Annotated in this window: 10 protein-coding genes; 5 read left to right on the top strand and 5 right to left on the bottom strand. The window is 37.5% G+C overall.

Going from position 1 to position 13,682, the window contains the following annotated elements:
* Window positions 1-11: 11 nt before the first annotated feature.
* Window positions 12-1,262 carry a relaxase/mobilization nuclease domain-containing protein gene (locus M4I44_RS18120; RefSeq protein WP_249965655.1) on the bottom strand — a complete coding sequence of 417 codons (1,251 nt, stop codon included), beginning with the start codon at window positions 1,260-1,262 and terminating at the stop codon, window positions 12-14.
* A complete protein-coding gene (locus M4I44_RS18115; RefSeq protein ID WP_249965654.1) occupies window positions 1,247-1,639 on the bottom strand; it encodes a plasmid mobilization relaxosome protein MobC in 393 nt (130 codons plus the stop codon). Before M4I44_RS18115 ends, M4I44_RS18120 begins: the two co-directional genes overlap by 16 nt.
* 398 nt (window positions 1,640-2,037) lie before the next feature.
* Between M4I44_RS18115 and M4I44_RS18110 the strand changes: the two genes are divergently transcribed.
* The 3 genes from M4I44_RS18110 (at window position 2,038) to M4I44_RS18100 (ending at window position 4,409) form a co-directional block, all read left to right on the top strand.
* On the top strand, window positions 2,038-2,328 hold the full coding sequence (locus M4I44_RS18110; RefSeq protein ID WP_249965653.1) for a hypothetical protein: 291 nt from the start codon (window positions 2,038-2,040) through the stop codon (window positions 2,326-2,328).
* A gap of 219 nt (window positions 2,329-2,547) precedes the next feature.
* Window positions 2,548-4,083, top strand: a complete 1,536-nt coding sequence (locus M4I44_RS18105; RefSeq protein ID WP_249965652.1) for a MauE/DoxX family redox-associated membrane protein — start codon at window positions 2,548-2,550, stop codon at window positions 4,081-4,083.
* Between the two features lie 62 nt (window positions 4,084-4,145).
* Window positions 4,146-4,409, top strand: a complete 264-nt coding sequence (locus M4I44_RS18100; protein ID WP_129056628.1) for a DUF6520 family protein — start codon at window positions 4,146-4,148, stop codon at window positions 4,407-4,409.
* A 63-nt stretch (window positions 4,410-4,472) separates the two neighbouring features.
* Here the strand turns inward: M4I44_RS18100 and M4I44_RS18095 are convergent, their stop codons facing one another.
* The 3 genes from M4I44_RS18095 to M4I44_RS18085 all read right to left on the bottom strand — a co-directional run bounded on the left by M4I44_RS18095 (window position 4,473) and on the right by M4I44_RS18085 (window position 11,511).
* Window positions 4,473-6,977 carry a prolyl oligopeptidase family serine peptidase gene (locus M4I44_RS18095; RefSeq protein ID WP_249965651.1) on the bottom strand — a complete coding sequence of 835 codons (2,505 nt, stop codon included), beginning with the start codon at window positions 6,975-6,977 and terminating at the stop codon, window positions 4,473-4,475.
* Between the two features lie 94 nt (window positions 6,978-7,071).
* Window positions 7,072-8,463 (bottom strand): RagB/SusD family nutrient uptake outer membrane protein, encoded by a 1,392-nt coding sequence (locus M4I44_RS18090; RefSeq protein ID WP_249965650.1) that lies wholly within the window; start codon window positions 8,461-8,463, stop codon window positions 7,072-7,074.
* 15 nt (window positions 8,464-8,478) lie between these two features.
* Window positions 8,479-11,511, bottom strand: a complete 3,033-nt coding sequence (locus tag M4I44_RS18085) for a SusC/RagA family TonB-linked outer membrane protein (RefSeq protein WP_249965649.1) — start codon at window positions 11,509-11,511, stop codon at window positions 8,479-8,481.
* A 959-nt stretch (window positions 11,512-12,470) separates the two neighbouring features.
* Here M4I44_RS18085 and M4I44_RS18080 point away from each other — a divergent pair.
* Both M4I44_RS18080 and M4I44_RS18075 read left to right on the top strand, forming a co-directional pair.
* A complete protein-coding gene (locus M4I44_RS18080) occupies window positions 12,471-12,734 on the top strand; it encodes a helix-turn-helix transcriptional regulator (protein WP_012026345.1) in 264 nt (87 codons plus the stop codon).
* A gap of 346 nt (window positions 12,735-13,080) precedes the next feature.
* Window positions 13,081-13,653 (top strand): Crp/Fnr family transcriptional regulator, encoded by a 573-nt coding sequence (locus tag M4I44_RS18075; protein ID WP_249965648.1) that lies wholly within the window; start codon window positions 13,081-13,083, stop codon window positions 13,651-13,653.
* Window positions 13,654-13,682 lie beyond the last annotated feature (29 nt).

The raw sequence follows: 13,682 nt of genomic DNA, 5'->3' as shown, positions 1-13,682 counted from the left end.
ATTTTTATGTGTTAATTATTATCGGACTGTCCTTTTCTCCTTCTTTTTTTTCGCTTGTTTTTAAGCTCTCTGTGAAGGTAATCTGACGGCGTTCCGGCGAAAAGCACTTCATCAATTATCCGCTGCACTTCCCCTGCGGAAATAAAAGAGCCGTGCTTCTGAGCGGTACCATCAGGAACTGTATACTGCTTCTCATAATGAGAGGAATGGCCCAGACGCTGCAGGAGACCTTTGGCTGCATATCCAGGTCCGAGACTGCTTCCGTTGAAAACGCATCTGGTGTTATGATCTATGTACGTCATGCCGTATATTAGCCCCTGTTCATTTTTTCTGACAACTGCCGTAATGCCCTGGTTAGCCAGCCGCGTTTCAAGCTGCGAGAGCGTAATGTTTGGGTATTTCAAAAGGAGCAGGTCCACCGCATTTCGTGTTCTTTTCATGTTTATCATGCGAGAAGTTTTGGAGTCGGCAAAATTAATTTCAAGCCGGGAAAGGGTTGGCTTGGAATAAAAACTACTGGCTTTTATAGGAACTCCGACAGTCTTTTTGTTCTCATCCAGAATCTGGTAGACCAGCCCTTTATTCTGAAACATTTTTGAATTTTCCTTTCCCCTTTCCGCCTTCACGTTATAGAGGTTCAATACTGCGTTCAGCTCACCCAGCGTTGTGTATTTGTAGTGCGGAATAACTGCATTGAGTACACTTCCGATGGCTCTCTTGGAATCTATTGCCCCATATTTTATTTTTTCCGCATCGATGTCATTAATAAGTGCCGGACTCTGTTTTCTTCTCGAGTCCGCCCGAACCAGATTAAAAGAAATCTCCAATTCTTTGCGAGCAGTTTCAGACTGGTTTCTTCCAATATTGTGCATGTTAATTCTGGATCCGTCTGCCCGCACATTTATGGATGCGATATGAAGGTGGGGATGTCCCGCATCGTGGTGCTGGTAGACCAGATAAGGCTGTGCGCCGAATCCAATTTTCTCCATATAAGAAGAGGCGATCTGCATGAGTTTTTCTTTTGATAAATCCGTGTCCGAACGGTCAAAATTCAGCGAGATGTGCACTGCGCTGAGCTTGACATTTTCATTGAGCTGGAGCTGTCTTAGAAATACGCCGAGCTTAAAAGATTCAGACATTTTTTCAATATCGATGGGATAATTTCCCTCGCCGATACACACGGCACCTCCTTGGGAAACTTTATTCTCATTATAGATAAGGATGCCTCTAATTGAGTGTCCTGTGTTTATGACTGCAACCATTTTTGGGCGAGATTTTCAATTTGTTTTTTTATTTGTTCAACCAGCGAAAAATATTTATTCCTGTCCGAATCAAAAGACAGAATCCAGACTCTTAAATCGGAAATTTCAAAAAGGGTATGGAGTTTTTTAACGCTCTGATTGAAATTATTCCCCATGAAATTAAGCTGCGTTCTGAGCTGGATAAGCTCCTGCAGCAGCTTATCCAGCGACTCGTTTCTATATCTCATAACAATGGGTTTTCGCAGCAGATTTCTGCGCACGAAATCACTGCGTTTGCGGCAGGCTGATGCTTTGAAATTCTTATCAATAAAATCAAATTCTTCTTTGGTCAGCCGGATGTGCAGCCATCTATTTCTGCTGCTGTTTTTGTCTTCCATAATCTTTTCTTTTTCATTGTTTCAATTTCATTCAACCTTAAAGTTTCACTGCCAGCGAGTTCCGAGCAGAGGGGCAGCAAGATTTTTGGTTGTGATACAACCAGACATCTTGCTGACTGCCAAAAACCGCAGTCCGAAAGCTTCTAAAAGACTTTTTTCAGCTTTAGCAATCAGCTAAGAAGCAGCTGTCATCCTTATTAAAAATTAAAGGAAATCCATTTTAGAATCTGCTTTAAAAATCTAAATGCACCAATTGAACAGGTACCGCGTATTTGCCTAAGGCTAAATTAGAAAAGGCTTCCAAGCCCTGCAATCCTCCCCAAATTTTGAGTAGGGTAAATAGGGATGATACTTTATAATTTTACGGTAAGTGAAATATTAATTTAAAATGATGAAGTATGATTACAGCAAATGATGCGGCCAAGGTTTTTGATACGGTGCTCAGTATCCCTGGCATGAATGAGCCGGTGAAAATAGATTTGAAAATTTCACGAAAAAATGTGCTGCTTTTAAGCCATTTGATACAAGACGGGCTGAAGATAAGAGAAGGATCTTCGGTCCTATTGGAGAGCATAAGCGAGCAGGGAAGGACAGAACTGGAGAGTCTCTCTCAAGAGTGCCTGCAGAAAGCAGGGCTTATAGAACTGCATGAAAAACTTGCCGGAATCAGCGCTTCGATAAAAGGCTGATTTCAAAAACAATTACAATGATTTAATGCCTGCGCGATTCTTACAAAGTGCAGGCATTTATTTTTTATGCCATCTCAACTGTAAAACTGCCTGATTTTCAAAGTTTTTGGCTTGGTTTTTAAAGGGGTTATGCGAAATTTCGTATATATATTTGCATTGATGATTTCCAATATTATCAGGGAAATAGAAATTATAGACGCATTTTAAAATAGTAAGATCATGACGTTAAGCAGCCGTACCAAATATTACATTACAGAAACCATCTGCCTGCTCTTTATCCTTCTGTTCATTTATGCTTCTGCAAGCAAACTTATGGATTTCCAGCATTTCAGAATCCAGCTGGGACAATCACCTTTACTGAGTGCATTTGCTGAACAGCTGGCGGTTATTGTACCCTTGTTCGAAATAATTATCTGCATTCTGCTGTTAATTCCTAAATATAAGCGGTTGGGACTTTTTGCGTCATATGGAATTATGGTCATGTTTACTACCTATATTTTTATAATCCTGAATTATACGTCTTTTATCCCTTGTTCTTGTGGAGGTGTACTGGAAAAGCTTAGCTGGCAATCTCATATGATTTTTAATCTGGCCTTTGTTTTTCTCAGTGTCTTAGCAATAATTCTCTATGAGAAAAAAGATAAAAGCTTATATCTTAAAAAGGGATTCATAGTCGGAGTTTTCTCTTCGGTAACCATTGCAAGCGTCAGTGTAGTTGCGGCTTTATTTATGCTTTCGGAAAATATTATTCATTATCACAATACACTTACAAGGCGATTTCCCCAGGCACCTATAAGACAGATTGCCACCTCAGATTTAAAACTGAACTCTTTTTATTTTGCGGGACTTGACAGCAGTGATATTTATTTAGGTAATACTACAGCGCCATTAGTGATCACAAAATTGAATTCCAGACTGGAACAAACCCAAAGAAAGAAGATAGATTTGGACAATAAGAAACTTCCCTTCAGGGCAGCATCAATTATGGTGGAACCGCCTTATTTTTTTGTGACAGATGGTACAGTGCCCTGCATTTTTAAGGGAAAGATTGATAATTGGAATGCTAAATTAATTCTTCGCAAAGGAGAGTACTTTACCACTGCCAGAGTAATTGACTCCAATGCAATAACTGTAGTATCAGCAAAAAGAACAAATGGAGATAATGTTCTTGCCGTAATTGATCTGCTGGATAATGGAAGAACAACACTAAATCCAGAAATTCTGCAAAAACAGAATGATGGAGTTTTTGATACTGACGGTATGCTGGTATACAGCAGGGAAATGAAAAGAATAATTTATCTATATGCCTACCGAAATCAATTTACAATTGCAGATAAACGTTTGAAAATTGACTACAGGAGCAGTACAATAGATACTATTACAAAGGCTCAACTGCATATTGAAAATGATGAAAATTTCCGACAGAGGCAGTTTTCAAAGCCGCCCTTATTTGTGAATAAAAATTGTGCTGTTTTCGGCAACTTACTGTTTGTACAGTCTGCAATACCTGGAAGGCTTGAAGATGATAAAATATGGAAACATTCCAGTATTATTGATGTTTATGATCTTAGGAAAAAGAGCTATGTTCTTAGTTTCTGCATAAGCGATCTCAACGGAAAAAAAATGCGCTACTTTAAAGTGCTGGATGACAAAATGTATGTGCTGATCGGCACTCACATTATTGTGTATAAACTGGATTCAAAAATTACAACACATTACGCTAGTCAAAGTGTAGATAATCTATTGGCCAAATAGCAGGGAACTGATCGAAAACCTGTAAAAAAGAGTAGATCATTAACCATATAAATTATATTATTATGAAAACGAATGTTTTAAAAACCATTGTGCCACTTGCTGTTGTGGCAGTGGGACTGACCAGTGCAGCAAGCACTTCGTCTCTGAATAAAAATTCAAAATCAGCTGTTCAATGGGGCTATGAGCACATTGAAAATGATAATAGCTGTAACGCCGTTCAGCAGTGTGATGAAAACGGAAATTTTAATTGTAAAATTGGCTCCGAGGGTGCACAGCTTTACGATTCTAATTGTGCAACACCTCTGAAAAGAAGTACGTTAGATTAAAATTGTAAAAATGATGCCGTCACTTATTTATAAATGACGGCATTTTTTCAGGTAATAGTGTCTTTACCTGTCGAAATCGCAGTTCATCCAGTCTTTCCTTGGTTCGTTTTTCAAGTAATGATTAAACCATTGCATGATGCGAATATTCAGGTCCTTTGCATTTTCTTTTATTGCCATTTCATGTCCTTCGCGTGGATAAACCAGCAATGTGTGCTCTTTATTTAAGCGCCGTAATGCCAGATAGAACTCCATACTTTGAAGCGAATGGATATGCCTGTCATCTTCTCCTGTCCAGCCTAGTAAAGGAGTCCTTACGTTTTGTGCCAGAAGCACGGGAGAGTTTTTTAAATAACTAGGCATATCTTCATATAATGATTTACCAATTCGGATCTGATTCTCTTCAGCACGATAAAAATCTGGCTGTCTGCGTGAACCGCTCACATATAGATAGCTGCTGACTAAATCTGTCCAGGCAGCTCCTGCAACTGCTGCTGCAAATCGATTCGTCTGTGTTATAATTAAGTCAGATTCATATGCTCCAAAGCTATGGCCTATAAGTCCGATTCTTCCAGAGTCTACATCTCCTTTTTTAAGAACTTCATCTACTGCACTTATTACACTTTTAGTTACTGATTCCGCCAGATTTCCATAGTCATAAACAATGTCGGGGTACAATACAAAATAGCCATTATTAATTACATTTGTAACATTGAATCCATCTTCGGTTAAAAGTGACGGATTAACGTAGTCGTTTAGATAGGCAAACTGCCGTTCATATATATGAACGACCATCGGGTACTTTTCGCCTAACTTATAATCTGTAGGATAACATAGAAACCCCTTTGTTTTTATTCCGTTTACCTTGTATTCAATCGGTTCATTCCTACCCCAGAAAAAACTTTGCTGCTGCGGATTACTTTGTGCAATTTCCTTTGACTTATTATTAAGCAACATAAGTCGTGGAGCCAATTCAAAACTCTGATCTGTATAAAGATAGATATCTCTGCCAGCAGCTTTTTTTATCTCTGCTGTTTTCTTATTTTCCCAGACCATATCTTTCAATCCGCCTTTAAGACTCCAGTAGCTAAATCCGCTCTGGCCTGTTTCACGGTTAGCAGTCTGTAAAAGGAATCCTTTTTTAAGATCGAGAAAATGCTTATTAGATTCCGTCATGCTGTAATAAAAGTCTGAATTGAATACTTTAATTCGATACGATTTTTGCATTTCACGTCCTTTGGTGAGCCTTTTTTTGAAAACTCCATCAGCTGAGACCAGCCACAGATCGTATCTGTCGTACAAAATGATTTCATTATTTTTCGTCCATCCTCCAATACCGTAAGAAGGTGCATCAATAGGCATATTATAATCCTCTCGAAAAAAAGATTCTGAAATTCCTTGCGAGATGTTAATGTACTTATCTTTAGAAATATCATATATCCAGCACTGCTGGTTTTTTGTAAAGAATAGGTAGTTTCCATCGGGTGATCCCATTGGAAGAAAATCGCCACTCCGACGCTCTATTATTAGTTTTCTTTTACCAGTCTGCAAATCCAATATGTACAAATCAAATGGTTGCGATTGATTCGTATTGGGTTCGTATGCTGTGGGATCATATATGAATGCATGCTTATAATCTGCACTAAGAAATCCCAAAGGGAAATCCTTGGTGGTTATCTGCAAAACTTTATTACTATCTAAAGACCATATTGCCATTTTATCCTTTGATTTATAATCCCCTATATGCTTTTTGAAATCATATAGCAGTTTGTCTTTCGTGTTCCAAATCTGAACGGCATTTGGATTAATGGCGTCATCAGATTTATTTTCACTTAGCCAGAAAATTACACGGCTGCCATCATCAGAAAGGATGTTTTTTTTGTAAATCGGATTTGATATTTTCATTCCATGTGGAAAACCATCTGCAACGTTTGAATCCAATATTCTCATTTTATTCATGCTTATATTAAAATTGTAGAGCATCGGGCTGATAGCTTTATCTTCATTAAAAGCAATCGAATTGCCTTTCCATACTAGACCTGTAAACGGAACTTCATGATTTGATAAAATCTTTTTGCTGGTAATTGTATTTTTAAAGTTCAGTATTTCAATGCTATAAGTATTATTTCCAGCAAAGCAGTACACCATGCCATTTTTTAAAGGATCATAGGTATAATTGATGATATCAGTAGCTTTATGGACAACATTGCCATTAGAATTTCTTATTTCCAGTTTGCGCTTCCTGTTTATGTGCCCCATAAGAATTGCAATATACTTTTGATCGGCTGAAAATTCGAAACTGCTTGCACCGGGCACCCTGTAAACTATGCCTGATTTGAGATTCAGCACTAGCAAAGTGTCACGGGCAATGCAGGCAAAATGTGATTCTCCATTGAATTTTCCGTTTCTGGAATATGGAAAGTTAAACTTCCTGCCAGTTTGGTTCTGCTGGACAAATAGTGTATCTGATTTTCGATTATTGTAAGTTAAAGCATAGCTGGACCAGTTACCATGCTCAGAAATCTGATCGGAGGTAAGGGTACTCCACAAATCATAATCTTTTATGGTCATGATTTTTTTTTGTTTAGCCTGCCCCCTTAAAAGGGGACAGGTTACTAAAACAAAAACAAAAATGGATGCTCTAAAAAAGCGGTAAACTAATAATTTAATAGCCTGCATTTTGAGGAGAAAGATTTGGATTTAACGTTAGTTCGGAATTGGGTAAAGGAAGTAATCTATCAGTTGTTTTCCATTGTGGCTTAACTGGTAAAAGTTGCTGGTCGAGTCTGCCAACTCTTTTGAGATCAAAAAATCGATGGCCAAACTCAGTAAAAAATTCCAGTCGGCGTTCGTCCATAACAGCATCGATAATGTCTTGCGATGTTACTGCTGATGTATTTCCAAGACCTGCAAGATTTCTGGTTTTGTTCAGATCTTCCTTGGCGCCAATAAGATCTCCTGTGTGGGCACGGGCTTCTGCTCTGATTAAATATTGTTCTGCCATTCGAAATACTACCGAATATTCCAGTGATGTGGCGGTATTGGATTTTTGCTGGTATTTGTACGGGTGGTACCAGGTTGCTGTTCCATTGCTAACGGCTTTTAACCACTTGGTCTTTCGCAAATCATCATGGCTGAATGCATTAAGTAAATTTTCTGAGACAGCAGAAGCGGGAGGAGGTCCCTGAGTAAAAATGAATACATTGCCCTGATAGGTATTAGCTCCTTCTAAATTAGACATAAGCTGCCAGATCGTAGCTTTGCTTTCTTTTTTAAACTCTGTGTCCAATGATTCTGGCCAAACGTACAAAGATGTTTGGTTAAGTACAGATGAAGCGGAATTTGATGCTTCTTCCCATTTCTCAGAATATAGATAAACCCTTGAAAGAAGCGCCTGAACGCATCCTTTATTTGGACGCACTCTATTGCTTCCATTATAATCCTTATTTAAAAGCGTAGAAGCCTGTTCTAAGTCTTTTTGTATCAGTTTATAAACTTCTTTTTCTGGCATTCTTACTGCCTTGGCGTTGATTTTGTAATCAGTGGTGTCGATATAGGGGATCAGCCCAAAAATATTTAGCAGATAAAAATGAATTAAAGATCTGACAAACAATGCCTCGCCAGTAAGCTGCTGTTTGTTTTCAAATGGTAATTGCTCAGCTTTTCTCACACCTTCCAGGACTGCATTGGCTGCGTAAATTTGATTATAACTAGTATTCCATAGGGCTGCGATCTGTGAATCTGTAGGTAAAAGTGAGTTATTGAAAAAGTTTGCGGGTCCGCTTGCAGATGCACCGTAAAATTTGAGCTCGTCTGCGTATAAACCCAGCTGGCTGGAAATTCCTGTAGGATAGCCGGTTAGAATTCCATTATCCCTAATTTGTGAATATATATCGATCATAGCAGCGTTCGCTGTTACTTTATCTTCAAATACAGTCCCGGAGGTTAGTTGAGATGATGGCAGATCCACATCTGTAAAATTTGAACAGCCATACAACAGCGATAATAATGTAAATGGCAGGGCTAACAGGAATATTTTAAAGTTATATGTTTTCATAATAGATAATTAAAATTAAAAAGTTAACTGTATAGTGCTTGTGAACACACGTAACGGAGGCAGGTAGCCCGAATATTTAAATTCAGGATCAATTCCTTTATATTTAGTTAATGTGAATACATTCTGGCCTTGAATGCCGATTTTGCAGTTGATTTTTTTTGTCCAATTCAATGGTAGCTGGTAGGTCAGGGAAATATTCTTTAATCGGATGTAGGAGGCATCGCTTACAGCTGCATCACTTGAAGTAAACTGTGAATAAGCTAGAGTTCGGGCTGTATTGCTATTACTATATGCCTGATAAGGCCCCAAATCGCCGGGATTTTGCCAGCGGGAAATTACTTCTGAGGGCTGATTTACCATTTTACCCGGCATAGGGGTGTATGTATTTGGATTGTAATTTTCCTGTTTAACAAACTGAAATAAGAAATCAAGATCCACATTTTTGTAGTGAAGCTGGTTTTGAAGTCCACCATAGTATTTCGGGCTCAGGTCTTTTACTGTTTTTTGGTCATTGATATAATTTATTGAGCCGTCTCCATCTGTATCCTCAAATTGATAAGTGCCCGTTTGAGGGTCTAGTCCGGTATAATGAAATACTTTTCTAATATTTAATGACCGTCCAATTACATATTGATTTTTATAGGTTGAGGATTCAAGTGCAGGAAATGAAATCAGTTTATTTTCAGCGGTAGTAATATTAAAACTTGTTGTCCAGCTGAATACGCCATTTTTAATATTCAATGACCTTATACTGAATTCCAACCCACTATTCTGCACAATCGCGTCTAAATTGGCCTGCATGGAGGAAAAGCCTGTAGTCCCGGGAAGAGGTACGCCGACCAGCTGATTGGAAGAGCGATTCTGGTACCAAGCTATCGTTGCAAATATACGATCGTTAATAAAGCCTGCTTCAAGGGCAATTTCCAATTTTTTGTTTGTTTCCCATCCGAACTCGGGATTGTATAATCTGCTAGGCTGTAATCCAGAAATACCCTGATATTTAAACGGTGTAGTACTATAAGTGTCTAAGTACTGATAATCTCCTATCTGGTCATTACCAGTTGTGCCATAACTGCCCCTTATTTTTCCAAAACTTAAAAAAGACAGTTTTTCTTTGCTGACCATTTCCTCACTAAATACCCAGGCGGCACCAACGGCACCAAAATTTGCAAATTGGTTTCCTGGTCCAAATCGGCTGGAGCCATCTCGTCGTCCGGTAAGGTTTATTAGATATTTTCCTGACCAATTAATATTTAATCTGGTATAAAAAGCCTGATATTTATATACATTTTGGTCACTGCTTAAAACTAAATATCGAGTTGCAGATACAGGATTTTCCATCATACTGTTAGTTGGAAATCCAATACCATAATTCACTACTTTATTTCCATTTTGCTGCTGAAAAGTTGTACCTGCCAATGCATCTAAAGTCAATTTTGAGATATTACCGGTCCAATTAATTTGAGGCTCGATTATCCATGAGGTGCGATTCAAATTATTTGTATAGACAATGGAACTTTCGCTACCCGAACCAAAGGCGGGGTTTAAAACAGTGGAAGGGCGCAAATTCAATTGTTTTTGAGCGAGATTGGTATATCCGAAACTGCTTCTGAGATTGAAACCAGATCCAATATCATAAGAAATGACTGCATTGGCCAGCAGATCGTACGTCTGTGCTTTGATTTTACCTTCCAGCGGCGCTATTGGATTAGAAAAGGTGTTGTTTTCCCAGTTTAACCTGCCTGCGGAGTCATATAAGGCTGGCGCGTTAGGAACCAGCTGAAGCGCCGTGGAGGTTATGTCAATAGCCGGCAGATCGCTCTTTTGCGCTGTATAAATTGAAGAAAAGTTAATTTTGAACCTTTTGTTTTCGGATTCATGGTTCAGGCTTAAATGTCCGCCTGCTTTTAAGTAATCAAAGCTGCCAGGGAAAACGGTAGTTTCTCTGCTGTAATTACCGCTCAGCAGAAAATGTGTTTGAGCGGATCCACCAGAAATTGAGGATTGCAGGTTTGTATAGCTTGCGGTGCCGCCTATCAGCTCCTTCTGCCAGTTAGTATTACGGTTTTGGTCCCAAGTTCCATTAACATCATAGGCGTTAGCGGGATATACTGTTACACCGTCGTTGGCAAATGCTTCCCTGCGCATGGATAAGTACTCGGGAGTCTGCAAAACATCCATATAGTGCGCCACCTGACCTATTCCATATGAGTACGTTGTTGAGAAAACTGTTTTGCCTTCTTTGCCTTTTTTAGTAGTTATTAGTACAACGCCATTTGCACCTCGCGAACCATAGATAGCGGTTGCATCAGCATCTTTAAGAACTTCAATTGCAGTTATATCAGCTGGATTTATACTGTTGAGAGGACTGTTTTCAGCAGGCATATTGCCTGATGTTGCATTACTTCCAATACTTTGGGAAGAATAGGGTACGCCATCAATAATGTATAATGGATTATTTCCATTGAAGCGTAAACTATTCTGTCCACGTATTTCAATTTCGAATCCACTTCCGGGCAGACCTGTATTTTGGATGATATTCACACCTGCCATTCTTCCCTGCATTGTGGCCAGTACATTGGTGACAGGCTGTGTCTCTATATCCTTTGAAGTTATTCTGGCAATACTTCCGGTACGCTCACTTTCTTTAACCGAATAATATCCGGCATTGACTCGAACTTCCTGCAGGGTCGTAGTATCATAAAGCAATTGCACATCGATTTTGGTACGCCCCTTAACGGGAATTAGGGCTGTTTTGAATCCTATAAAGGAAACAACCAAGGTGTCATTGGCAGAGGCCGAAAGTGCATACTGCCCGCTGTAATCTGAAATGGCAGCACTATTTAATTTGCCTTTTATAGCAATGGTAACTCCGGGCAAGGGATTGGAACCATCACTGATAGTACCCTGAATGTGATGCTGTTGAAAAAATGTAGCGTTATGCTCGGCAGTGTCTTTGGCATAATTGGATGAAAAAGTAAGCAGAAAGGCCGTAAAAATTAGGCAATAAAGCGCTTTCCCACCCTTGTAAAATGAAAAATAATTCATAATATTGGGTTGGTTAGTGAAACGTTGGTTTTAGTAGCTGTGGTCCTCTATTCGACCGCCAAGAAGAGGTAGAGGGCCTTTTTATTTTGAAGTTAAATGTTGAACTTTCAATTTTGGCTTCAAGTATAGTATTTCATAGGCATTTAAGTTTAAAGGTTAGTAATTGGGAGTCTGCACCGTCTCTCCTGGTTGCAGCCTGTTTCCAGACAGTGCATTTCCCAACTAATTCAAAAGAACCCAATCAGATAGTATCTGATAGTTAGTACATCTGATAAAACAGTTTCCCTGTAAAACTTTTAGCAAACATTTTGAACTTTCAGTTGTAAAATAGAAATAAAGGATATACTTTTAAAGTGCGAGTTTAAGAGAGTTTTATCCGGTTATTCTAGGTGTAAAATTAGAGAGTAGTTAGTGTTCTAATGTGGGCTATTTATAGTTTTCTATAGAAAAGCTATCATTAGATGGCGTACAAAAGTTGGCCCTCTAACGAGTGCAAATTCATAATGTACAGCTCCAATATTTGTTTTGCAGGGAAACAAAAAAGTTGACCTTGATTAAGGCGGTCGCATGATAAAGTGGTTAAAGTAATTCGTTCTCATCAATTATTTATTTTATGATAATTGAACGATGTCTTTCGGAAAAGTAATGAAGAGAAACAATAAAGCGAACTTCAAAACTTTGAAAAGAGGTACCGCTAAGAACCCTACAACCGAAATTGTAGTCCACAAAGATTTACATGAAGTTCGCCCTATTAGATATTGTACAAAAATAGTAAAATCTAATAGATAGTGGCGAACTCATATCTTCTCATGTGGAATTTTAGCGGTTTTTCTTTCATGAGAGACATCATCAATCAAGTCTTATGAGACTTAATTAAAATTTTATGTCGCAAAATTATAAGAACAAATATATAAAAGTTTTACGTTAAACGCAAAACTTTTGTAGAAAAAAATTTAATAATGAAATTAAATAGATTAAAAAAAGTCTTTGACGATCAGAAAATTAAGAACCGAGTAATTGCTAAATATTTAGGGAAATCTGAATCGACTATATCTTTATGGCGTAATAATAAAAGACAACCGAACCTTGAGGAATTTTATCAAATAGCGAAACTTTTGCGTGTAAATATACATAGCTTGATAGAACCTACTAATTGGAAAGAAGAAACATCAGAAACTTATGAAGATTTTGCTAAGAGGTATATAGAAAAAAACAATAATTAAAGTTCAAATTATATTTGTACAATTGAAATTAGATTAAATATTTATTGCAAATAAATATCTATAAATTTGATATGTAATAATAGAGAAAAAGAACTAAAGGCTGGTGCGAGTGTCACACTCGTGAACAGAATAAAAATCAATACATTTTTCTAAATTTAAAAGGATAAGCATATATAGATCCTGCTTTATCATTTGTAATCTTTTTTGGTTATTTTTGAAAATATATAATACGAAACAAACATTCGTATATACACTCAATTTTGGGTAGATTGGCGCTACTTTGTAGCGTATATAAATAAGTTGGTGGCAATTTTGCCTAACCGCAGAAACAACTATAAAAATAAGAATGACAGAAGTAGACAAATTATCTTTATTTTTTAGCAATGAATTTCCTTTTAATAAAGAAGGTTTAGAAGAATTTGTAAATACTTTTGTTATTAGATCATACAAAAAAGGAGAAATCATTTTAGAAAATGGAAATATAGATAATGAACTTCGTTTTTTAGATCAAGGAATCATTCGAGAATATTATGCAACCACCGACAAAGAAAAAAATATCAATTTTTTCACAAATGCTGGTTTTATAACCGATTTTTCCTCATTTACCCATTCAACAGCGACAAAAAAATACCAGGAATGTTTAACTGATGTAGATTTGAGGGTTTTATCTAAAGAAATATTTTCGACTTTTACCAACCAATATAATTGTGGTAAGTTGTTTGTAGAAACCATTTTCCAAAGAATTGTTATTAATAAAGAAACCGAAGAATTTAACCATTTTGTAAATACTGCAGAAGAGTTGTATCTTGATATTATGAAAAATAAACCGGATTGGTTACTTGAAATTCCACAATATCATATTGCTTCTTATTTGGGAATTACACCCGAAACATTGAGCAGAATAAGAAAAAGAATTTAATTTATTGATTTCAATCAATGGAATCTATT

The sequence above is a fragment of the Flavobacterium sp. B183 genome (genome assembly GCF_023539155.1).
Lineage (GTDB): Bacteria > Bacteroidota > Bacteroidia > Flavobacteriales > Flavobacteriaceae > Flavobacterium > Flavobacterium tructae.
Note: the sequence above shows the minus strand (reverse complement) of the source record. Positions and strands in the feature narration are given on the sequence as shown.

Bases quoted from the DNA above. Each gene is read 5' to 3' on its own strand.
- M4I44_RS18080 (WP_012026345.1), top strand. From the start codon at position 12,471: ATGAAATTAAATAGATTAAAAAAAGTCTTTGACGATCAGAAAATTAAG.
- M4I44_RS18120 (WP_249965655.1), bottom strand. From the start codon at position 1,262: ATGGTTGCAGTCATAAACACAGGACACTCAATTAGAGGCATCCTTATC.
- M4I44_RS18090 (WP_249965650.1), bottom strand. From the start codon at position 8,463: ATGAAAACATATAACTTTAAAATATTCCTGTTAGCCCTGCCATTTACA.
- M4I44_RS18085 (WP_249965649.1), bottom strand. From the start codon at position 11,511: ATGAATTATTTTTCATTTTACAAGGGTGGGAAAGCGCTTTATTGCCTA.
- M4I44_RS18100 (WP_129056628.1), top strand. From the start codon at position 4,146: ATGAAAACGAATGTTTTAAAAACCATTGTGCCACTTGCTGTTGTGGCA.
- M4I44_RS18110 (WP_249965653.1), top strand. From the start codon at position 2,038: ATGATTACAGCAAATGATGCGGCCAAGGTTTTTGATACGGTGCTCAGT.
- M4I44_RS18095 (WP_249965651.1), bottom strand. From the start codon at position 6,977: ATGACCATAAAAGATTATGATTTGTGGAGTACCCTTACCTCCGATCAG.
- M4I44_RS18075 (WP_249965648.1), top strand. From the start codon at position 13,081: ATGACAGAAGTAGACAAATTATCTTTATTTTTTAGCAATGAATTTCCT.
- M4I44_RS18115 (WP_249965654.1), bottom strand. From the start codon at position 1,639: ATGGAAGACAAAAACAGCAGCAGAAATAGATGGCTGCACATCCGGCTG.
- M4I44_RS18105 (WP_249965652.1), top strand. From the start codon at position 2,548: ATGACGTTAAGCAGCCGTACCAAATATTACATTACAGAAACCATCTGC.